This is a genomic window from Methylobacterium sp. M6A4_1b (assembly GCF_053345175.1).
The window spans coordinates 106621-127610 of sequence record NZ_JBKEZQ010000012.1 but is presented as its reverse complement, the minus strand read 5'-3'; the positions used below and the strand labels follow the sequence as shown (position 1 = coordinate 127610).

The window sequence follows — 20990 nt, the reverse complement described above, 5'->3', positions numbered from 1 at the left end:
ATCGCGGAGCCGGGAGCCCCTTCCGCGAAACCCGCTCGGGTTGGATCAGACGGTCCAGGGTGCCGGCCGGTCCGTGTCGATGCCGTACTTCGCGAGGGCGTCCGCCACGGTCTGGGCCGGGATCACGCCGTCCTCCGCGAGGCTGTGCAGGGCCGCCACCACGACCCAGTGCCGGTTGACCTCGAAGAAGTCGCGCAGGCGGACCCGGTAGTCGGACCGGCCGAAGCCGTCGGTGCCGAGCACGCGGTAGCGGCCGGGCACCCAGGTGCGGATCTGGTCGGCGAACAGGCGCATGTAGTCCGTCGAGGCGATCACCGGGCCGGTACGGCCGGTCAGGCAGGTCTCGACGTGGGAGAGGCGCTTGCCCTCGAGCGGATGCAGCAGGTTCCAGCGCTCCGCCGCCATGGCGTCGCGCCGCAGCTCCGTGAAGCTCGGGCAGCTCCAGATGTCGGCGCTGATGCCGAAATCCTGCTCCAGCAGCTCGGCCGCGGCGATGACCTCGCGCAGAATGGTGCCCGAGCCCAGGAGCTGGACCCGGTGCCCCTCGGCCTTCTCCTTGGCGCCCGCCTTGAAGAGGTACATGCCCTTGATGATGTCGGCCTCCGCGCCCTCCGGCATGCCGGGGTGCTCGTAGTTCTCGTTCATCACGGTGATGTAGTAGAACACGTCCTCCTGCTCGGCATACATCCGGCGCAGGCCGTCCTGCACGATCACCGCCACTTCGTACGAGAAGGTCGGGTCGTAGGAGACGCAGTTCGGGATGGTCGAGGACATGAGGTGGCTGTGGCCGTCCTCGTGCTGCAGGCCCTCGCCGTTCAGAGTCGTGCGACCGGCGGTGCCGCCGATCATGAAGCCGCGCGCCCGCATGTCGCCCGCCGCCCAGGCGAGATCGCCGATCCGCTGGAAGCCGAACATCGAGTAGTAGACGTAGAACGGGATCGTCGGCGCGTCGGAATGCGAGTAGGAGGTCGCGGCCGCGATCCAGGACGACATCGCGCCCGGCTCGTTGATGCCCTCCTGGAGCATCTGACCGTTCTTGTCCTCCTTGTAGTACATGAGCTGGTTGGCGTCTTCCGGCCGGTAGAGCTGGCCGACCTGGCTGAAGATGCCGAACTGGCGGAACATGCCCTCCATGCCGAAGGTGCGGCTCTCGTCGGGCACGATCGGCACGATGCGGTTGCCGATGCTCTTGTCGCGCAGCAGCGTGTTGAGGATGCGCACGAAGGCCATGGTGGTGGAGATCTCGCGGCCCGCGGTCTCCTTGAGCTGGGCCGAGAAGGCCGAGAGCGGCGGGATCTCCAGGGCCTGCGACTTGCGCCGCCGGGCCGGGAGGGGACCGCCGAGCGCTTCCCGCCGCGCCATCAGGTAGCGGTGCTCGGGGCTGCCCTCGGGGAACTTGATGAAGGGGATCTCCTTCAGCTGGTCGTCGGTCAGGTCGATCTGGAAGCGGTCGCGGAACTGGCGCAGGACCGCCTCGCCCATCTTCTTCTGCTGGTGGGTGATGTTCTGGCCCTCGCCGGACTCGCCCATGCCGTAGCCCTTGACGGTCTTGGCGAGGATGAGGGTCGGCTGGCCCTTGTGCTTGGAGGCCGCGCTGTAGGCGGCGAAGACCTTGCGCGGATCGTGGCCGCCGCGGGTGAGACGCCAGATGTCGTCGTCGCTCATGTCGGCGACCAGCGCCGCGGTCTCCGGGTAGCGCCCGAAGAAGTGCTCGCGGATGTAGGCGCCGTTCTTCGACTTGAAGTCCTGGTACTCGCCGTCGACGCACTCCTCCATCAGGCGCGCGAGCATGCCGGTGCTGTCCTTCTGGATCAGGGCGTCCCAGCCCGAACCCCACAGCACCTTGATGACGTTCCAGCCCGCACCCCGGAAGTCGGCCTCGAGCTCCTGGACGATCTTGCCGTTGCCGCGCACCGGCCCGTCGAGGCGCTGCAGGTTGCAGTTGATGACGAAGACGAGGTTGTCGAGCTTCTCACGGGCCGCGAGCGCGATGGCGCCGAGGCTCTCCGGCTCGTCCATCTCGCCGTCGCCCATGAAGGCCCAGACCTTGCGGCCGTCCGTCTGCGCGAGGTTGCGGTGGTGCAGGTAGCGCAGGAAGCGCGCCTGGTAGATCGCCATCAGGGGGCCGAGGCCCATGGAGACGGTGGGGAACTGCCAGAAGTCCGGCATCAGCCAGGGATGGGGATAGGACGACAGGCCCTTGCCGCCGACCTCCTGCCGGAAGCCGAGGAGCTGCTCCTCGGTGAGGCGCCCCTCGAGGAAGGCGCGGGCATAGACGCCGGGGGAGGAATGGCCCTGCACGTAGATGAGGTCGCCGCCGTGGCTGGCATCGGCCGCGCGCCAGAAATGCATGAAGCCGGTGTCGTAGAGGGTCGCGGCGGACTGGAAGCTGGCGATGTGGCCGCCGAGTTCGGACGAATCCTTGTTCGCCCGCAGGATGATCGCGATGGCGTTCCAGCGGATGGCCGAGCGGATGCGGTGCTCGATCGCCCGGTCGCCGGGATGGGGATCCTGCTTCTCGGGCAGGATCGTGTTCAGGTAGGCCGTATTGGCCGAGTAAGGGACCGGGGCGCCCTTCTTGCGGGCTCCGTCGATGACCTGCTCGATCAGGTAATGGGCCCGTTCCGGCCCGTCGACGTCGAGAACGCCGTCCAGCGAATCAAGCCATTCCTGAGTCTCGACCGGGTCGAGGTCGCGGCTACGCTCCATGGGCATCCTCCTGGGATTATTTTGCGACTCTCACGGGCCGCTCTTTGACTCGCCACCCTTCAGCAGCGTTCGTGCCAACGCCAACCAAGCGCTTTTTGTCTTATGTGGCAATGGCTTCGGCAGAGCGGAAAGTTTTTGGTCTGCGAAGTTTGTTACGGGTTTCAATTTTTTTGTCTGACTTTCCGGACGCAGCCGACCGGCTTTGGCAGTTTAGGCCCGCTGCGAAGCGCCCGTGGCGGGTCCTGGGTCCCGGGTCCCGGGCGATCGCGTCCCTCAGTCCCGGGCGCGCTCGAAGGTGACGATGCTGCGGGTCTCGCCCTGGTCGGCCCAGTTCGGCATCACCCGCCAGGGGGTCAGCACGCGCAGGCGGTCGCCCGCGATGGTGAAGCTGCGGGTCTGCTCGGTGCCGACCCATTTCGGGTCCCAGGCCGCATCGAGCTTCGCGGTCCACTGGTCGCCCGCCAGCGTGATCTTGCCGGTATAGGAGACGAGGGTCTTCATCAGGGCCGCGCGCTCGGCATCGGTCTCGGCGGGCTTGCGGCCCTCCCCGGTGAGCAGGAAGAACACGCGGTCGTCCGGCGTGAAATAGGCGAAGCCGGTGGGGTGCTCGCCCATGACCGGCCGCGTCCGGCCGTCGGCCCGGGCCTCGACCTCGTAGGAGACCAGCTTCCAGAGTCCTTTCAGGGACGCCGGCGTCTCGGCCCGGGCCGGGCCGGACAGCAGGCCGGCCGCGGCGAGAGCGGCCAGGGTGGTGGTCGTGCGTGTCCGCATGGTTCGTGTCTCTCCCTGAAGGTGCGTGCCCGCCCCGCCCCGTTGCCCGGGGTCGCGAAGGCCGCCCGCCGGTCGATTCCGGCCCTTCCGGCATAGACCGTTTCGCGGATCGGGGGAGTCGGACCGGGGCGCGGAACCGGGAGCCGTGACGACAGAGAGCCGGTTCCGTCTCACCGGAACCGGCTCTCTGTCGTTCGCTTCGATGCAGCGGGATGCCCGCAGGCGGATCCCCGAACGCGGATCAGTGCACGAGAATCAGTGCACGAGAATCTTGGAGAGGAAGTTCTGCGCCCGCTCGGAGCGGGCATTGGCGAAGAAGTCCTCCTTGGTGGCGTCCTCGACGATCTCGCCCTTGTCCATGAAGATCACCCGGTTGGCGACCTTGCGGGCGAAGCCCATCTCGTGGGTCACGCACATCATGGTCATGCCCTCGCGGGCGAGTTGCACCATCACGTCGAGCACCTCGCCCACCATCTCGGGGTCGAGGGCCGAGGTCGGCTCGTCGAACAGCATCACCACCGGGTTCATGGCGAGCGCCCGGGCGATGGCCACGCGCTGCTGCTGGCCGCCGGAGAGCTGGCCGGGGAACTTCCTGGCATGGGCCGAGAGGCCGACCCGGTCGAGGAGGGCGAGCCCGGTCTTGAGGGCGGAGTCCTCGTCGCGCTTGAGCACCTTCCTCTGTGCCAGGGTCAGGTTCTCGGTGATGGAGAGGTGCGGGAACAGCTCGAAGTGCTGGAACACCATGCCGACCCGGGCGCGCAGCTTGGGCAGGTCGGTCTTCTTGCTGTGGACCGGCGTGCCGTCGACGACGATCTCGCCCTTCTGGAACGGCTCGAGGGCGTTGACGCACTTGATCAGGGTCGACTTGCCGGAGCCCGAGGGGCCGCACACCACCACGACCTCGCCCTTGTTCACGGCGGTGGTGCAGTCGGTGAGGACCTGGAAGTCCCCGTACCACTTGCTGACGGACTTCATGGTGATCATCGGGCCCGTGGTCACGGGGGCCTGGGCGGTGTTGAGCGACGTGGTCATGGCGGAAATCCTCGTCTGGGATGCGGCGACGCCTCGGCAGGGGGCGTCCGGCGTCAGCGGATGATGGCGATCTTCTTCTGGAGGTGGCGCACCGCCATGGAGGCCACGAAGCAGACCGCGAAGTAGACCACGGCCGCGAACAGGTACATTTCGACGAGACGGCCGTCGCGCTGGGCGATCTTCGAGGCCGCGCCGAGGAAGTCGGTGACCGAGAGGACGTAGACCAGCGAGGTGTCCTGGAACAGCACGATGGTCTGGGTCAGCAGGATCGGCGTCATGTTGCGGAAGACCTGGGGCAGGATCACGCTGCGCATCGAGGCGAAGTAGGTCAGGCCGAGGGCCGAGGCCGCCGCCGCCTGGCCCTTGGGGATCGACTGGATGCCCGCGCGCATGATCTCGGAGAAGTAGGCCGCCTCGAACAGCGTGAAGGTCACCAGCGACGAGGTGAAGGCGCCCACCGTCATCGGCCGGTCGGCCCCGGTCACCCACTGCCCGAGATACGGCACCAGGAAGTAGAACCAGAAGATCACCAGCACGAGGGGCAGCGACCGCATCAGGTTCACGTAGCCCTTGGCCACCTGCGGAATCACCGGGATGCTGGAGAGCCGCATCATGGCGATGAGCGTGCCGAGCACGATGCCGCCGAGGGCGGCGAGCGCCGTGAGCGTCAGGGTGAAGCGCATGCCGTCGAGGAACAGGTACGGCAGCGCGGAGGTGATGACGGAGAAGTCGAAATTCGCGAGCATCGCGGCAATCCTTGAGGAGGAGCAATCCTTGAGGAGGAGAATGCGGAGGGCGTGCCCTCAGCGATGGCCCGGGACGGCGACGCGGCGCTCGATCCAGCCGGAGGCGAAGATCACCACGACGTTGATCAGGACGTAGAGGATGGTGGCGGCGGTGAAGGCCTCGAACACCTGGAACGAGAATTCCTGCATGGCGCGGGCGCGGGCGGTGAGCTCGAGCAGGCCGATGGTGAGGGCGACCGAGGTGTTCTTGAGATTGTTGAGGAATTCCGAGGTCAGCGGCGGCAGGATCATCCGGTAGGCGCTGGGCAGGAGCACGTAGCGGTAGGTCTGGTAGACGGTCAGGCCCATGGCGGTGCCGGCCATCTTCTGCCCGCGCGGCAGGGCCTGGATGCCCGCGCGCACCTGCTCGGCGACGCGGGAGGCGGTGAAGAACCCGAGGCAGACCACCGCCGTGTAGAACGGGGCGTTCGGCAGCTGCTTGATCCAGCCGCCCCAGGATTCCGGCAGCACCTCCGGCAGCACGAAGTACCAGAGGAACATCTGCACCAGGAGCGGGATGTTGCGGAACAGCTCGACGTAGGTGGTGCCGATGGCATTGGCGAGCTTCGAGGGCAGGGTGCGCATGACGCCGATGACCGAGCCGAGGAAGAAGGCGATCACCCAGGCGCAGAGCGCCGTCACCACCGTCCACATGAGGCCCGAGAGCAGCATGTCGGCGTAGGTGCCCGTCCCTTCCGGGGACGGTTCGAGGAAGATGCCCCAGTTCCAGTTGTAGTTCATCGCGTCGTCGTCCCCTGTGATCGGGCATCCGGGCGAGCGCCCGTGGCGAAGGTGCGGGCGAGCGCCCGGGAATGTGGCGGTGCTGTGTCGGACAGTGCCGAGACCTTGGCCGGAAGGTCCAGGGCCTGGAGGGCCGCGCCCCGGTCCCTCACTGACATTTCCAGAGATTTGCTGCTTTTCCGGGCAGATCCCGGCTTGCGGCGCGAAACGGCCCCCGGCCCGCCCGGGTTGGGCGGGCCGACGGCCTCGGATCGATTCGATTGGGAACCTGGGCGGGACATCGGTGCCCGCCCCCTAGCATCATCCGGACCAGAGCCCGGGCGCGCGGGCCGGTGCGCGACTCAGGCGCGGGCCGGTGTGGCCGCGGGGACACCCGGCGCGCCCGGCCGGCCCAGGGTGAGGATCAGCAGAGCGGCCGCGAGGCAGAGGGCGCCGGCGGCGAAGAAGGCCGGCAGGTAGGTCGCCAGCGCCGTGCGCGAGAGGCCGGCCCCGTAGGCGATCGCCGCCGCGCCGAGCTGGTGGCCGGCGAAGACCCAGCCGAAGACGAGGTTGGCGCGCTCGCGCCCGAACCGCGCCGCGGTCAGACGCACGGTCGGCGGCACGGTGGCGATCCAATCGAGGCCGTAGAACACCGCGAACAGCGACAGGCCCACGAAGGAGAAGTCCGAGAACGGCAGGAACATCAGCGAGAGGCCGCGCAGGCCGTAGTACCAGAACAGGAGCCAGCGGTTGTCGTAGCGGTCGGAGAGCCAGCCCGAGGCGACGGTGCCGACGAAGTCGAACACGCCCATCGCCGCGAGCACGCTGGCGCCCTGTACCGGTCCGATGCCGTAATCGGCGCAGAGGGGGATGAAGTGGGTCTGGATCAGCCCGTTGGTGCTGGCCCCGCAGATGAAGAACGTGGCGAACAGCACCCAGAACACGCGGGTGCCGGCGGCCTCGCGCAGGGCCGAGAGGGCGCCGCCGGCGCTCGGGGCCGAAGGAATCGAAGGGGTCGAAGGGGTCGAAGGGCCCGGAGCGGCCGGAGCGGCGAGCGGCCGGGTCTCGCCGTAGGGCGCCAGCCCGAGATCCTCCGGGCGGTCGCGCATCAGGGCGACGACGGCGAGGCCCGCCGCGAGGAGCAGCGCGCAGATCACCAGGAGCGCCGCGCGCCAGCCCAGGGCCTCGGTGAGGGCCGCGAGCAGCGGCAGGACGACGAGCTGCCCCGTGGCGGAACTGGCGGTGAGCAGCCCGACGACGAGACCGCGCGATCGCGAGAACCAGCGCGTCGCCACCGTGGCGCCCAGAACCAGGGCGGTCAGCCCCGTGCCGATGCCGACCACCACGCCCCAGAGCAGGACGAGCTGCCAGACCCGGGTCATCCCGAGGGAGGCGAGGAGGCCGCCGGCGATGAGCGCGAGAGCCATGAGCACGATCCGGCGCGGCCCGTAGCGGTTCATCAGGGCGGCCGCGAAGGGTCCCATCAGGCCGAACAGGACGAGGCGCACGGCGAGCGCCGAGCCGATCGTCGCCGTGTCCCAGCCGAACTCCTTCTGGAGCGGCAGGATCAGGACACCGGGGGCGCCGACCGCGCCCGCCGTCACCAGCATAGTCAGGAAGGTCACGGCGGCGACGGCCCAGCCGTAATGGATGCCGCGGCGGGCGAGGCCGGTCGCGACGGCATCGGAGAGCCGCAGGGTGGGATCGATGGCCATGGCACGCCTCCGAAGCATCGCCGTGCGGATGCCGGACTTGCATAGGCGCATATGCACGCTTTAGACAAGGGCCGTGATCTGCAGGAGCCGTGATCTGCAAGGGTCCCGATCCGCAAGGGTCACGATCGCATGGACGGAACGATGGACCAGCCGCCTCCCCCCGTCGTGCTCTGCCACTGCAACGCGATCCGCCAGGGCGCCCGGCAGGTCACGCAGTTCTACGACCGCCACCTGGCGGCGGCGGGGCTGCGCACCTCGCAATATGCGATGCTGGTGGGTCTGCGCCGGCTCGGACCGATCGCGATCAACGCCTTCGCCGATGCCATGGCGATGGACCGCACCACCATGGGACGGGCGCTCAAGCCCCTGGAGCGCGACGGCCTCCTCGCCGTCGGGCCGGGACCGAACGGGCGCACCCGCGCGCTGCACCTCACCGAGGCCGGCCACCGGCGCATCGCCGAGGCCGAACCGCTCTGGCGCGTGGCGCAGGAGGGGTTCGAGGCGCGCTACGGCGTTGAGGCGGCGTCCGACCTCCGCGCCGCCCTGGCACGGGTGGTGCGGAGCGTGTGAGGCGGGGTCCTATTCCTTGCGCGGGCGCGCGCCGAAGATCGCGGTGCCGACCCGGACATGCGTCGCCCCCATCTGGATCGCGGCGGGATAATCCGCGCTCATGCCCATGGAGAGGATCGGCAGGTTGTGGCGCTCCGCGATGCGGGCCAGCAGGGCGAAGTGCGGCGAAGGCGGGGCATCCGCGGGCGGGATGCACATCAGCCCCTGGATCGCGAGGCCGTGGGTCTCGCGGCATTCGGAGAGGAGCGTGTCGACCTGGGCCGGCGAGACGCCGCCCTTCTGCGGCTCGTCGCCGGTATTGACCTGGATCAGGAGCTTCGGCGCCCGTCCCGCCCGCTCGATCTCCTTGGCCAGGGCCGCGGCCAGGGAGAGCCGGTCGAGGCCATGGACGACGTCGAACAGCTCCACCGCCTCCCGGGCCTTGTTGGATTGCAGCGGGCCGACGAGGTGGAGTTCGACGTCCGGGTAGCGTTCGCGCAGCGCCGGCCACTTGGCCTTCGATTCCTGCACGTAGTTCTCGCCGAACAGGCGCTGCCCGGCCTCCAGCGCCGGCAGGATGCCCTCGGCGGGGATCGTCTTCGAGACCGCCACCAGGGCGACCGCGGCGGGATCGCGCTCGGCATCCTCCGCCGCCTGGGCGATCTGGTGGCGCACGGCCTCCAGCCCGGCCACGACGTCGGCGGCGTTCGGGGGCGACGGGACGGCGTCGGAGATCGTGTCGGCCATGCTGCCTCGGTGGGATGCGTTCGGTGAAGCGGTCGGCCCGGGGACTACCATTCCGGACGGGGGCCGCAAGGGATGCTCGAGGGGATGCTCGAGCGAGAGGCCCGCAAGCGAGGGAACGCGGAGGGCGGGACGAGGCTCCCGCGGGCGACCCGCGCCGGCCCGTGTTGACCCCTCCCCTCTCCGTGGTAGTCCGACCCCAGCCTCTCAGGGCAGGCTCGCGCCGCGCGGGCCGCCCCTCACCCTCAGAACCCCGGCGCCGGCCCATGACGACCACCCCCGCCCACAAACCAGCTCCCGAGCGCTACAACGCCAAGGAGACCGAGCCGCGCTGGCAGCAGGCCTGGACCGAGGCGGGCATCTACGCCACGAAGAACGACGACGGCCGTCCGAAGTATTACGTGCTGGAGATGTTCCCCTACCCGTCGGGGCGCATCCACATGGGCCACGTGCGCAATTACGCCATGGGCGACGTGGTGGCGCGCTACAAGCGGGCACGCGGCTTCAGCGTGCTGCATCCGATGGGCTGGGACGCCTTCGGCCTGCCGGCCGAGAACGCCGCCATGGAGCGCAAGGTCAACCCGCGCGACTGGACCTACGCCAACATCGCGACGATGCGCGGGCAGCTCCAGAGCATGGGCCTGTCGCTCGACTGGAGCCGGGAGATCGCGACCTGCGATCCCGACTACTACAAGCACCAGCAGCGCATGTTCCTCGACTTCCTGTCCAAGGGGCTGGTGACCCGCCGCACGGCGAAGGTGAACTGGGACCCGGTGGACCACACCGTGCTGGCCAACGAGCAGGTGATCGACGGGCGCGGCTGGCGCTCGGGCGCCCTGGTCGAGCAACGCGAGCTGACCCAGTGGTTCTTCAAGATCACCGACTTCGCGCAGGACCTCTACGACGCCCTCGACGGCCTGGAGCGCTGGCCCGAGAAGGTCCGGGTGATGCAGAAGAACTGGATCGGCCGCTCGGAAGGGCTGGAGGTCCGCTTCGCCCTGGAGGCGCCGCCGGCGCATGTCGATCCCGAGGTGAATGTCTACACCACGCGGCCCGACACCCTGTTCGGCGCGAAGTTCCTGGCCATCGCCGCCGACCATCCGATCGCGGCCGCCCTGGCCCCGGCCCACCCGGCCCTCCAGACCTTCATCGAGGAATGCCGGCGCACGGGCACGGCCCAGGCGGCCATCGACACGGCGGAGAAGCTCGGGTTCGACACCGGCCTGAAGGTCCGCCATCCCCTGGACCCGTCCTGGCTGCTGCCGGTCTACGTCGCGAACTTCGTGCTCATGGATTACGGCACCGGCGCCGTCTTCGGTTGCCCGGCCCACGACCAGCGCGACCTCGACTTCGCCAACAAGTACGGCTTGGGCAACACGCCCGTGGTCTGCCCGGAGGACCAGGACGCCGGCAGCTTCGTCATCACCGACACCGCCTATGACGGCGACGGCCGGATGATCCATTCGCGCTTCCTCGACGACATGACCACCGACGAGGCCTTCCACGCGGTGGCCAACCGCCTGGAGGCGGAGATCCTCGACGGCGAGTCGGTGGCGCAGCGCAAGGTCCAGTTCCGCCTGCGGGACTGGGGCGTCTCGCGCCAGCGCTACTGGGGCTGCCCGATCCCGATCATCCATTGCGAAACCTGCGGCCCCGTGCCGGTGCCGGTGGCCGACCTGCCGGTGAAGCTGCCCGAGGAGGTCTCCTTCGACGTGCCCGGCAACCCGCTGGAACGCGATCACGCCTGGCGCGACGTCCCCTGCCCCACCTGCGGGCAGCCGGCGCGGCGCGAGACCGACACCATGGACACCTTCGTCGATTCGTCCTGGTACTATGCCCGCTTCACCGCGCCCTGGTTGCAGGACGCGCCCACCGACCGCAAGGCGGTCGACCAGTGGCTCGCGGTCGACCAGTATATCGGCGGCATCGAGCACGCGATCCTGCACCTGCTCTATGCCCGCTTCTTCATGCGAGCGATGAAGGCCACCGACTGGTCGGGGGTCTCCGAGCCCTTCGACGGCCTGTTCACGCAGGGCATGGTCGTCCACGAGACCTACAAGGACGCGGCCGGGGCCTGGGTGCCGCCCGCCGACATCCGGATCTCGGCCGAATCCGGGACGCGCGAAGCGTTTCACGTGAAAACGGCGGAGCCGATCGCCATCGGCGCCATCGAGAAGATGTCGAAGTCGAAGAAGAACGTCGTCGACCCGGACGACATCATCGCCAGCTACGGTGCCGACACGGCGCGCTGGTTCATGCTATCCGACTCGCCGCCCGAGCGCGACGTGATCTGGACCGAGGACGGCGTCCAGGGCGCGGCCCGCTTCGTCCAGCGGGTCTGGCGCCTCGTCTCCCTGGCGAGCGCCGTCGAGACGGCGCAGGGCGGGAGCGACGCCCCCCTGCGCAAGGCGGCCCACAAGGCCCTGGCCGCCGTGGAGGAGGATGTGGAGCGCCTGCGCTTCAACCGCTGCGTGGCGCATATCTACACCCTGGCCAATGCCCTCGACGAGGCGATGCGGGGCGGCGTCTCGCGGAACGTCGCCGCGGAGGCGGCCGGCATCCTCACCCAGCTCGTCGCCCCGATGATGCCGCACCTCGCCGAGGAATGCTGGCGGGCGCTGGGCCGCGACGGCCTGGCGGCGCAGGCGGCCTGGCCGGAGGTCGACCGTACGCTCCTCGTGGAGGACAGCGTGACGCTCCCGGTCCAGCTCAACGGCAAGAAGCGCGCGGACGTCACGGTGCCCCGCAGCGCCGACGCCGGGGCGGTTCAGGCCCTGGTGCTCGCCGACGAGGCGGTGCAGCGCGCCCTGGAGGGACGCAGCCCGAAGAAGGTGATCGTGGTCCCGGGCCGGATCGTGAATCTCGTCGTCTGAGCCCCACGATCCGGCGACCATGATCCTGCCGGATAGGAAACGTAAAGCTTGCGCCGAATAGGCTGTCGTCGGACCTCGGTTCGCCGTACAGACGGGCGGGACGAATGAGCGGGACGGCGGCGGGCATGATGCGCTTGGCAAACGGGGCAGCGGCGGTTCGGGCAGCGGCGACCGGCACGGTCGGTCGGGCCGTGCGGGTCACCGCCGTCGCGGCCCTGGCGCTCAACCTGTCGGCCTGCTTCCGCCCCCTCTATGGCCCCACCGCCTCCGGCGAGCCGATGGCCGCCCTCCTCGCCTCCGTCCAGGTCGACGACGTGGCGATGGCGCAGGGCCAGGAGCGCCTTGGGCACTACCTGCGCAGCGAGCTCATCTTCGACCTCGACGGCTCGGGCCAGCCCTCGACCAAGCGCTACCGCCTGAAGATGCAGGGCAGCGAGTCGGTGCAGACGCCGATCGTGTCCTCGCAGACCGGCCGCGCCGAGGCCGGCACCATCGTGGGAACGGTGAAGTACGCCCTGGAAGACCTCAGCGGCACGAAGATCATCAGCGAGGGCGTGGCGACCTCGACCGCCACCTACGACCGCTCGATTCAGCGATTCGCCAGCTTGCGCGCCGCCCGCGACGCCGAGATCCGCCTCGCCAAGGTCCTGGCCGAGCAGATCAAGACCCGCATCGCGTCCGTGCTGGTGACCAAGCCCTGAGCCGGCCCGCTCCGTGACCGCCGTCAAGGCCAGCGACGTCGATGGCCTGATCCGGCGCGGGCCAGACCCGCGCATCGCCGTCCTGCTCGTCTACGGCCCGGATACGGGCCTCGTCTTCACCCGCGCCAAGGCGCTGGCGGAAGCCTTCGTCAGCGATCCGGGCGATCCCTTCGCCCTTGTGAAGATCGATGGCGACGTGTTGGCCCAGGATCCCGGCCGCCTCGTGGACGAGGCCGGCACCGTCGGGCTGTTCGGCGGGAGCCGGACGATCTGGGTCCGCCCGGGGAGCCGCAACTACGCCCCCGCCGTGGAGGCCGCCCTCAAGGCCGAGATCCAGAATGCCCACATCGTGGTGGAGGGCGGCGACCTCGCCAAGAGCGCGCCCCTGCGGACGCTCTGCGAGAAATCCCCGAAGGCCCTCGCCCTGCCCTGCTACCCGGACGACGAGCGGGCGCTCGGCGACCTCATCGACCGCACCCTGCAGGACCAGGGTCTGCGCATCGCCCGCGAAGCCCGGGACGTCCTCGCCACCAGCCTCGGCGGCGACAGGGGCGCCAGCCTGTCGGAAATCGAGAAGCTCGCTCTCTACGCCCGGGGCCAGAGCAGCGTCAGCCTGGACGATGTCGAGGCGGTGGTCAGCGACGTGGCCGGCAGCGTGCTCAACACCCTGATCGATGCCGCCTTCGCCGGGCGCAGCGGCGAGGTCGAGCGCGACTACAGGCGCTTTCGCCACGAAGGCATGGATCCCTCCGTCATGCTCGGCTCGGCCCTGCGGCACGCCGTGACGCTGCTGGCCACGCGGCTCGCGGGGGACGGGCAGAGCGCCAGCCTGATGGTGGCCAACTGGCGCGGTCTGCATTTCCGGCGCAAGGCCCTGGTCGAGACGCAGCTCGCCCGCTGGTCGCCCCCTGCCCTGCGGCACGCGATCCAGCTGCTGCAGGAATCCGTGCTCGCCTGCCGCCGCGCGGACCCGGACCTGGCCCACGCCCATGCATCGAGCACGCTCCTGCGCATCGCCACCGAGGCCGCCCGGCGGCGATAGATCCGATCCGGGCTCAGGCCTCCGCCTGGCCCAGGTCGAAGCGCCGGCACAGGGCCTCGAGCTCGGCGGCGGTCTCGTAGCGGATGCGGATCTCGCCCGCGCCCGCCACCTTCGACTTCACCGCCACGTTCATGCCGAGCGCCCGGGCCATGGCCTGTTCCAGGGTCCGGATCTCGGCGTCCTTCTCGGCCGCGCGACGGGGCCGGCCGGGGCGGGGGCCATCGCCCTCGGGCACCTCGGCCGAGGCCAGGGCCTCGACCTCGCGGACCGACAGGCCCTCCTCCACGATCCGGCGGGCGACGCCCTCGGCATCGCGGACGGCCAGCAGCGCGCGGGCGTGGCCGGCCGTGATCTCGCCGGCCACGACCCGGTCCTGGATGGCCGGGGCGAGCTGCAGCAGGCGCAGGGTGTTGGCGAGGTGGCTCCGGCTCTTGCCGAGGATCTCGGCGAGCTCGCTCTGGCTGTACTGGAACTCGCTCATCAGCCGCTCGTAGCCCGCGGCCTCCTCGATGGCGTTGAGATCGGTGCGCTGGACGTTCTCCAGGATGGCGAATTCGAGGGAGGTCCGGTCGTCGATCTCCACCGTGACCACCGGCACCTCGTGGAGCCCGGCCCGCTGGGCCGCGCGCCAGCGGCGCTCGCCCGCCACGATCTCGTAGGTGTCGGGCACGCCGGGCAGGGCGCGGACCACGATCGGCTGGATGATGCCGCGCAGCTTGATCGAAGCCGACAGCTCCTCGAGATCCGACTCGTTGAAGCGGCGGCGCGGATTGCGCGGGTTCGGGCGCAGGAACTCGACCGCGACCTTGCGCTGCGCCTGAGACTTGTTCGCCTCGGCGTTGTCGTCACCGAAATCGCCGATCAGGGCCGCGAGGCCGCGCCCGAGCCGGGGCCGCACCACATCATCCGCCATCGCCACCTGCTTCAACTCCGAACCTTTGGGAAACGCTCGTCACGCACCGGGGGCAGGGCGCCCCCGCATCGTCACGCGGCGACGGGCAGGCGCCCCTCGCGCTGGATGATCTCGGAGGCGAGGCGCAGATAGGCCTGCGAGCCCGCGCATTTGAGATCGTAGAGCAGCACGGGCTTGCCGTGCGAGGGCGCCTCGGACACGCGCACGTTGCGCGGGATCATCGTCTCGTAGACCTTCTCGCCCATGAAGCTGCGCACATCGGCCACCACCTGCGCCGACAGGTTGTTGCGCGGATCGAACATGGTCAGGACGATGCCCTGGATGGTCAGGCGCGGATTGAGCGCGCCGCGTACCTGCTCGACCGTGCGCAGCAGCTGGCTCAGGCCCTCCAGGGCGAAGAACTCGCATTGCAGGGGCACCAGCACCGCGTCGGAGGCGGCCAGGGCGTTGATGGTCAGGAGGTTCAGGGAGGGCGGGCAGTCGATCAGCACGTAGGTGACGCCCGCCGTGGCTCCGGCTTCGCCGATGCCCTTCAGGACGTTGCGCAGGCGATGCGCCCGGTCGGGCGCGCTCGCCATCTCCAGCTCCAGGCCGAGAAGGTCCATGGTCGAGGGCGCCACCATCAGGCGCGGCACGGCCGTCGGGATGCAGGCCTGACCCAGGGAGGCCTCGCCCGCGAGCACGTGGTAGGTCGAGACCTTGCGCTGGCGGCGGTCGATCCCGAGGCCCGTCGAGGCGTTGCCCTGCGGATCGAGGTCGATCACCAGAACGCTCTCGCCGATGGCGGCCAGAGCCGTGCCGAGGTTGATCGCGGTCGTCGTCTTGCCGACGCCGCCCTTCTGATTGGCCAGGGCCAGGATGCGCAGCGGCCGATCCGGATTGCCTCCGGTCGTCGGTACGGGAGTCGGATCGCTTGTCATGAATCCACGCGAGATAGGGTCGTGACGCGGACGATCCGCGCTTCCGACTCGGTTCGGCTCGGCACGAGATCGTAAACGAATCTCCACCGTTGCGCGGCCTCGGTCAATTCCGATTGGACATCCCGCCCTTTCGGAAACAGGGCGACCGTGCCGGTTGTCAACAGCGGCTCCGTCCAGGCGAGCAGCTGGGCGAGGGGCGCGAGGGCCCGGGCGCAGACCACAGCGACGCCGCGATGGGCGCCGATGATCCCCTCGATCCGGGCGTTGTGGACTTTCGCCGGGGCGCCGGTGAGACGGACGCTCTCGGTGAGGAAGGCGCATTTGCGCGCGTTGCTCTCCACGAGATCGACCTGAAACCCGGGACGCTCGTGGCCCGCGATGGCGAGGACGAGGCCGGGGAGCCCGGCCCCCGCCCCCAGGTCGAGCCAGGTCTCCGCCTCCGGCGCGATCTGCAGAAGCTGGAGCGCATCGGCGATGTGGCGGGTCCAGACCTCGGAGAGGGTCGCAGGCCCGACGAGGTTCTTGACGTTCTGCCAGCGCCGCAGCTGCTCGACATAGAGGTCGAGGCGCCGCGCTGTTTCACGTGAAACACCCGCGGCCGCCAGGACACGATCGCGGTCGCGATCAGCGGCCATGATGGTCCCCGCGCTCGGACCGGCGGGCATGGGCGGCCAGGAGGGTGAGGGCGGCCGGCGTCACGCCTTCGATGCGCGCCGCCTGCCCCAGCGTCCCGGGCCGCACGGCCTCGAGCTTCAACCGCATCTCGTTCGAGAGCCCGGGGATGCCGGCATAATCCAGGCGGATCGGCAGGGCGACCGCCTCGTCGCGGCGGAAGGCGGCGATGTCCGCCTGCTGGCGGTCGAGATAGACGGCGTAGGTCGCATCCGTGCAGAGCCGCTCGGCGACGCGGGGCGGGACCGGCGCCAGCTCCGGCCAGACCGCGCAGAGGCGCGCCCAGTCGATGTCGGGGTAGGACAGGAGCTGGAAGGCCGTCCGGCGAATGCCGTCCTGGTTGAGCTCGATGCCGGCGGACCGGGCCTGGTTCGGGGTCAGGCTCAGGCTGTCGAGGCGGGCACGGGCGGTATCGAGCGTTGCCTGCGAAGCGGCGAAATGCGCGGCGCGGTTCTGCCCGACGCAGCCCAGGGTCGCGCCCTTCGGCGTCAGGCGCTCGTCGGCATTGTCGATGCGCAGGGAGAGCCGGTATTCCGAGCGCGAGGTGAACATGCGGTAGGGCTCGCTCACCCCATGGGTGACGAGGTCGTCGATCATCACGCCGAGATAGGATTCGGCCCGGTCGAAGGTGGTGAGCGCCGAGCCGCCGGCGAGGCGAGCCGCGTTGATGCCGGCCACCAGCCCTTGCCCCGCCGCCTCCTCGTAGCCTGTGGTGCCGTTGATCTGGCCAGCCAGGAACAGACCGGGCAGCCGCTTGGCCTGAAGGCTCGCGTCGAGCGCGCGGGGATCGACGTAGTCGTACTCGATGGCGTAGCCCGGCCGCAGGATAGCGGCGCGCTCCAGGCCGGGAATCAGGGCGATGACGTCGCGCTGGACGCTCTCGGGGAGCGCGGTGGAGATGCCGTTGGGATAGACCGTCGGATCGTCGAGGCCCTCGGGTTCGAGGAAGATCTGATGACCGTCCCGGTCACCGAAGCGCACCACCTTGTCCTCGATGGACGGGCAGTAGCGCGGGCCGCGGCTGGCGATGCCGCCGGAATACATCGGCGAGCGGTGCAGGTTGGCGCGGATGAGATCGTGCACCGCCTGGGTCGTGCGGGTGATGCCGCACTGGATCTGCGGGGTGGTGATCCGCTCCGTCAGGGTCGAGAACGGGACCGGGTCCTCGTCGGCCGATTGCATCTCCAGGCCGGACCAGTCGATGGTGCGGCCATCGAGGCGGGCGGGCGTCCCCGTCTTGAGGCGCCCGAGGGCGAAGCCGGCGCGGTCGAGGGTCTGGGCCAAGCCGACGGACGGCGCCTCGCCGACGCGCCCCGCCGGGATCTGGGTCTCGCCGATATGGATCAGGCCGCGCAGGAAGGTGCCGGTGGTCAGCACGACCGCGCCGCAGGGGAGGGTGCGCCCATCGGCGAGGATCACCGCGGAGACGCGCCCGCGCGCGAGGCCGAGATCGGCCGCCTCCCCCTCGATCACGTGCAGGTTCGCGGTCTCGGCGATGGCCGCCTGCATGGCGCGGGCATAGAGCTTGCGGTCGGCCTGGGTGCGCGGGCCGCGCACGGCCGGCCCCTTGCGCCGGTTCAGCAGCCGGAACTGGATGCCGGCGGCATCCGCGACGCGGCCCATCAGGCCATCGAGCGCGTCGACTTCGCACACGAGGTGACCCTTGCCCAGACCCCCGATCGCCGGGTTGCAGGACATCGCGCCGATGGTGGCGGCCTGATGGGTGACGAGGGCCGTTCGGGCGCCGATCCGTGCAGCGGCGGCCGCGGCCTCGACGCCGGCATGGCCTCCACCGACGACGATGACGTCGTAGGAATCAGGTGTGTGGTGCATCAGATCGATTAAGCGGCTGGTGCGCCGATGGTCAACGCATGGATGCGCCGCAGCGTGGTTTTCACGTGAAACCGGAGCCTTGTGCCCCCACGGTCACAGGGCGCGGATCGGCACGCTCACTTGCCGATGCAGAACCCGGAGAACAGCCTGTCCAGCATCTCCTCGACGCCCACATGCCCCGCCACCTCGCCGAGCGCCCGCACGGCGAGCCGCAGGTCTTCGGCGGCGAGTTCGGGCAGAGCCGCGCCGGCCAGCAGGCGGTCGAGATGTTCGCGGCAGCGGGTCAGTCCGAGCCGGTGACGCTCGCGCGTGACCAGGGCATCGCCGCTTCCCACGGCCTCGGTCGCCCGCACCTCGATCGCCGCCATCAGCCGATCGAGCCCCGCCCCCGTCCGTGCGGAAATGCCGATCCGGCTGTCCGGGAGGGAAATGGCCGGATCGAGATCGCATTTGGTGCGGACGCGCAGGACCGGTCCGTCGAGCGGGGGCATGACCGACTCCGCTTCCGTCTCCGGACCTTCCAGCAGAACGACGAGGTCGGCCTGCTCCATCCGCACCCGCGTTCGGCGAATGCCCTCCGCCTCGATGGCGTCGCTCGCCGCCCGCAGGCCCGCGGTATCGACGAGGATCACCGGGAGGCCGCCGAGATCGCAGCGGACCTCGATGACGTCGCGCGTCGTCCCGGGCGTCGCGGAGACGATGGCCACTTCGCGTCGACTCAATGCGTTCAGAAGGGTCGACTTGCCGGCGTTCGGCGGTCCGGCGAGGACGACGGTGAAGCCCTCGCGCAGACGCTCGCCGCGCCGGGCATCGGCGAGCACCGCCGAGACCTCGTCACGGATCCTTCGCGCCTTGTCGGCCAGGGTAGCGTCCAGGGCCGCGTCGTCGACGTCTCCCTCGTCCGAGAAATCCAGGGCCGCTTCCACGCCGGCGAGCAGGTCGATCAGGCGATGGCGCCAAGCGGCCACGGTCTTGCCGAGGGCGCCGTCGAGCTGGCGCAGGGCCTGGCGCCGCTGCGCCTCGGTCTCGGCATCGATCAGGTCGGCGATCCCCTCGGCTTCGGTCAGGTCCAGGCGGCCGTTGAGGAAGGCACGGCGGGTGAACGCCCCGGGTTCGGCCAGTCGGCAGCCGGGGATCTCGGCCAGCGCCCGCAGGACCGCACTGCGAACCGCGACGCCGCCATGCAGGTGGAGCTCCGCCATGTCCTCGCCGGTGAAGCTCCCCGGCGACGGCATCCAGGCGACGAGGGCCTGGTCGAGCCGCGTGCCGTCGGGCGCGCGCAGGGTGCGAAGGGACAGGCGTCGGGGGGCGGGGAGGGGACCCGCGAGGGACCGGATCACCTCGGCCGAGGCCGGGCCGCTGATCCGGATGACGCTGACGGCCGACCGGCCGGAACCGGTGGCGGGCGCGAAGAGGGTGGTTGGCTCGGGCATGGGAGCGACGTCCCGGACGCCGGCAACGAGTCGTTAACCAGCTAAAAAGATCGTTTCAGCTGGAAATCGTCGAAGGAAAAGAAGAGCTTGGCCGGATCCGGGACACCCTGTGCCCGGGTCCGGCCGGATGGATCTCAGGTGTTCATCGAGTCGAAGAAATCGTTGTTGCTCTTCGTCTGGCGCAGCTTGTCCATCAGGAACTCGATCGCGTCCGTGACGCCCATCGGGTTGAGGATCCGGCGCAGGACGTAGGTCTTCTTGAGCGCATCCGGCGGTACCAGGAGCTCTTCCTTGCGGGTGCCCGAGCGGGTGATGTCGATGGCCGGGAATATGCGCTTGTCGGAGACCTTGCGGTCGAGAATGATCTCGGAGTTGCCGGTGCCCTTGAACTCCTCGAAGATCACCTCGTCCATGCGCGAGCCGGTGTCGATGAGCGCGGTGGCGATGATCGAGAGCGAGCCGCCCTCCTCGATGTTGCGGGCGGCGCCGAAGAAGCGCTTGGGCCGCTGCAGGGCGTTGGCGTCGACGCCGCCGGTCAGCACCTTGCCGGAGGAGGGCACCACGGTGTTGTAGGCGCGGCCGAGGCGGGTGATCGAATCCAGCAGGATGACCACGTCGCGGCCGTGCTCGACGAGGCGCTTGGCCTTCTCGATCACCATCTCGGCGACCTGCACGTGGCGGGTGGCCGGCTCGTCGAAGGTCGAGGCGATGACTTCGCCCTTCACCGAGCGGATCATGTCGGTCACCTCCTCGGGCCGCTCGTCGATGAGCAGCACGATGAGGTAGCATTCCGGGTGGTTGATGGTGATCGACTGCGCGATGTTCTGCATCAGCACGGTCTTGCCGGTCCGCGGCGGCGCCACGATCAGGGCGCGCTGGCCCTTGCCGATCGGGGCGACGATGTCGATGATCCGCGGCGAGAAGTCCTTCTTGGGCGGATTGTCCAGTTCGAGCTTGAAGCGCTGCGTCGGGAAGAGCGGCGTCAGGTTGTCGAAATGGACCTTGTGCTTGATCTTCTCCGGGTTCTCGAAGTTGATCGTGTTGACCTTCAGCAGCGCGAAGTAGCGCTCGCCGTCCTTGGGGCCGCGGATCGGTCCCTCGACGGTGTCGCCGGTGCGCAGGCCGAAGCGCCGGATCTGCGTCGGCGAGATGTAGATGTCGTCGGGACCCGGCAGATAGTTCGAATCGGACGAGCGCAGGAAGCCGAAGCCGTCCTGCAGCACCTCGACGGTGCCGGCGCCGATGATCTCGACCTCCTTGGCAGCGAGTTGCTTCAGGATCGCGAACATCAGCTCCTGCTTGCGCATGGTCGAGGCGTTCTCGACCTCGACCTCTTCGGCGAAGGCGATCAGGTCGGTCGGCGTCTTGGACTTGAGGTCCTGGAGCTTGACCTCGCGCATGCCGTCGAGATCGGCGGCGACGATTCCGCCCTCGGCCGGGCTTTCCACGGGGAGGGTCTCGTACGGTGACGTCATGGGGGATTCAGAACCGGCGGGAAGGGCGAGGCGGGGCAGAGGGTCGGAAAGGGCAGTCGGGGAGTTTGGTCGCCGGGCGCCGTTTCGGCGCCGATCAGTCGGT

General features: G+C 69.6%; 17 protein-coding genes. 4 read left to right on the top strand and 13 right to left on the bottom strand.

Features of this window, described 5'->3' with window-relative positions; all coding sequences use genetic code 11:
- Positions 1-45 precede the first annotated feature (45 nt).
- The 6 genes from aceE to ACLBWX_RS13910 form a co-directional block, all read right to left on the bottom strand.
- A complete protein-coding gene (gene aceE, locus ACLBWX_RS13935; protein WP_447677646.1) occupies positions 46-2709 on the bottom strand; it encodes a pyruvate dehydrogenase (acetyl-transferring), homodimeric type in 2664 nt (887 codons plus the stop codon).
- A gap of 273 nt (positions 2710-2982) precedes the next feature.
- Entirely contained in the window at positions 2983-3480 is a 498-nt protein-coding gene (locus tag ACLBWX_RS13930; RefSeq protein WP_056472246.1) for a lipocalin-like domain-containing protein, read from the bottom strand.
- Positions 3481-3735: 255 nt separating this feature from the next.
- On the bottom strand, positions 3736-4464 hold the full coding sequence (locus tag ACLBWX_RS13925) for an amino acid ABC transporter ATP-binding protein (protein ID WP_447677669.1): 729 nt from the start codon (positions 4462-4464) through the stop codon (positions 3736-3738).
- Positions 4465-4565: 101 nt separating this feature from the next.
- Positions 4566-5258, bottom strand: a complete 693-nt coding sequence (locus tag ACLBWX_RS13920) for an amino acid ABC transporter permease (RefSeq protein WP_447677645.1) — start codon at positions 5256-5258, stop codon at positions 4566-4568.
- A gap of 57 nt (positions 5259-5315) precedes the next feature.
- Complete coding sequence (locus tag ACLBWX_RS13915) at positions 5316-6038, bottom strand: amino acid ABC transporter permease (protein WP_447677644.1); 723 nt, start codon at positions 6036-6038, stop codon at positions 5316-5318.
- A 341-nt stretch (positions 6039-6379) separates the two neighbouring features.
- A complete protein-coding gene (locus tag ACLBWX_RS13910) occupies positions 6380-7732 on the bottom strand; it encodes an MFS transporter (RefSeq protein ID WP_447677643.1) in 1353 nt (450 codons plus the stop codon).
- Positions 7733-7873: 141 nt separating this feature from the next.
- Between ACLBWX_RS13910 and ACLBWX_RS13905 the strand changes: the two genes are divergently transcribed.
- The gene (locus ACLBWX_RS13905; protein WP_447677642.1) at positions 7874-8302 is read left to right on the top strand and encodes a MarR family winged helix-turn-helix transcriptional regulator; all 429 of its coding nucleotides are present in this window, start codon (positions 7874-7876) and stop codon (positions 8300-8302) included.
- A gap of 9 nt (positions 8303-8311) precedes the next feature.
- On the opposite strand, the gene ACLBWX_RS13900 is transcribed toward ACLBWX_RS13905, so the two are convergent.
- Entirely contained in the window at positions 8312-9028 is a 717-nt protein-coding gene (locus ACLBWX_RS13900) for a YggS family pyridoxal phosphate-dependent enzyme (RefSeq protein WP_447677641.1), read from the bottom strand.
- 263 nt (positions 9029-9291) lie between these two features.
- On the opposite strand from ACLBWX_RS13900, the gene leuS reads away from it, so the two are divergent.
- The 3 genes from leuS (at position 9292) to holA (ending at position 13641) form a co-directional block, all read left to right on the top strand.
- Positions 9292-11898, top strand: a complete 2607-nt coding sequence (gene leuS / locus ACLBWX_RS13895; protein ID WP_447677640.1) for a leucine--tRNA ligase — start codon at positions 9292-9294, stop codon at positions 11896-11898.
- Between the two features lie 125 nt (positions 11899-12023).
- A complete protein-coding gene (gene lptE, locus ACLBWX_RS13890) occupies positions 12024-12599 on the top strand; it encodes an LPS assembly lipoprotein LptE (RefSeq protein ID WP_447677639.1) in 576 nt (191 codons plus the stop codon).
- Between the two features lie 13 nt (positions 12600-12612).
- Entirely contained in the window at positions 12613-13641 is a 1029-nt protein-coding gene (gene holA, locus ACLBWX_RS13885) for a DNA polymerase III subunit delta (RefSeq protein ID WP_447677638.1), read from the top strand.
- 13 nt (positions 13642-13654) lie between these two features.
- Here holA and ACLBWX_RS13880 read toward each other — a convergent pair whose 3' ends face one another.
- From ACLBWX_RS13880 to rho, 6 genes are all read right to left on the bottom strand, one after another.
- A complete protein-coding gene (locus ACLBWX_RS13880; RefSeq protein WP_447677668.1) occupies positions 13655-14554 on the bottom strand; it encodes a ParB/RepB/Spo0J family partition protein in 900 nt (299 codons plus the stop codon).
- Positions 14555-14625: 71 nt separating this feature from the next.
- Entirely contained in the window at positions 14626-15474 is an 849-nt protein-coding gene (locus tag ACLBWX_RS13875; protein WP_447677637.1) for a ParA family protein, read from the bottom strand.
- Positions 15471-16109 (bottom strand): 16S rRNA (guanine(527)-N(7))-methyltransferase RsmG, encoded by a 639-nt coding sequence (gene rsmG, locus ACLBWX_RS13870; protein WP_447677636.1) that lies wholly within the window; start codon positions 16107-16109, stop codon positions 15471-15473. Before rsmG ends, ACLBWX_RS13875 begins: the two co-directional genes overlap by 4 nt.
- Positions 16099-17979, bottom strand: coding sequence for a tRNA uridine-5-carboxymethylaminomethyl(34) synthesis enzyme MnmG (gene mnmG, locus ACLBWX_RS13865; RefSeq protein ID WP_447677635.1), 1881 nt, complete (start codon positions 17977-17979; stop codon positions 16099-16101). The genes rsmG and mnmG overlap by 11 nt, the downstream gene beginning before the upstream one ends.
- A gap of 116 nt (positions 17980-18095) precedes the next feature.
- On the bottom strand, positions 18096-19412 hold the full coding sequence (mnmE, locus tag ACLBWX_RS13860; protein ID WP_447677634.1) for a tRNA uridine-5-carboxymethylaminomethyl(34) synthesis GTPase MnmE: 1317 nt from the start codon (positions 19410-19412) through the stop codon (positions 18096-18098).
- 134 nt (positions 19413-19546) lie between these two features.
- A complete protein-coding gene (gene rho, locus ACLBWX_RS13855; protein WP_431739897.1) occupies positions 19547-20812 on the bottom strand; it encodes a transcription termination factor Rho in 1266 nt (421 codons plus the stop codon).
- Positions 20813-20990 lie beyond the last annotated feature (178 nt).

Excerpts from the sequence above, each read along its gene's own strand:
- aceE (WP_447677646.1), bottom strand. The coding sequence starts at position 2,709 with ATGGAGCGTAGCCGCGACCTCGACCCGGTCGAGACTCAGGAATGGCTT.
- ACLBWX_RS13930 (WP_056472246.1), bottom strand. The coding sequence starts at position 3,480 with ATGCGGACACGCACGACCACCACCCTGGCCGCTCTCGCCGCGGCCGGC.
- ACLBWX_RS13925 (WP_447677669.1), bottom strand. The coding sequence starts at position 4,464 with ATGATCACCATGAAGTCCGTCAGCAAGTGGTACGGGGACTTCCAGGTC.
- ACLBWX_RS13920 (WP_447677645.1), bottom strand. The coding sequence starts at position 5,258 with ATGCTCGCGAATTTCGACTTCTCCGTCATCACCTCCGCGCTGCCGTAC.
- ACLBWX_RS13915 (WP_447677644.1), bottom strand. The coding sequence starts at position 6,038 with ATGAACTACAACTGGAACTGGGGCATCTTCCTCGAACCGTCCCCGGAA.
- ACLBWX_RS13910 (WP_447677643.1), bottom strand. The coding sequence starts at position 7,732 with ATGGCCATCGATCCCACCCTGCGGCTCTCCGATGCCGTCGCGACCGGC.
- ACLBWX_RS13905 (WP_447677642.1), top strand. The coding sequence starts at position 7,874 with ATGGACCAGCCGCCTCCCCCCGTCGTGCTCTGCCACTGCAACGCGATC.
- ACLBWX_RS13900 (WP_447677641.1), bottom strand. The coding sequence starts at position 9,028 with ATGGCCGACACGATCTCCGACGCCGTCCCGTCGCCCCCGAACGCCGCC.
- leuS (WP_447677640.1), top strand. The coding sequence starts at position 9,292 with ATGACGACCACCCCCGCCCACAAACCAGCTCCCGAGCGCTACAACGCC.
- lptE (WP_447677639.1), top strand. The coding sequence starts at position 12,024 with ATGATGCGCTTGGCAAACGGGGCAGCGGCGGTTCGGGCAGCGGCGACC.
- ACLBWX_RS13880 (WP_447677668.1), bottom strand. The coding sequence starts at position 14,554 with ATGGCGGATGATGTGGTGCGGCCCCGGCTCGGGCGCGGCCTCGCGGCC.
- ACLBWX_RS13875 (WP_447677637.1), bottom strand. The coding sequence starts at position 15,474 with ATGACAAGCGATCCGACTCCCGTACCGACGACCGGAGGCAATCCGGAT.
- rsmG (WP_447677636.1), bottom strand. The coding sequence starts at position 16,109 with ATGGCCGCTGATCGCGACCGCGATCGTGTCCTGGCGGCCGCGGGTGTT.
- mnmG (WP_447677635.1), bottom strand. The coding sequence starts at position 17,979 with ATGCACCACACACCTGATTCCTACGACGTCATCGTCGTCGGTGGAGGC.
- mnmE (WP_447677634.1), bottom strand. The coding sequence starts at position 19,412 with ATGCCCGAGCCAACCACCCTCTTCGCGCCCGCCACCGGTTCCGGCCGG.
- rho (WP_431739897.1), bottom strand. The coding sequence starts at position 20,812 with ATGCGCGAGGTCAAGCTCCAGGACCTCAAGTCCAAGACGCCGACCGAC.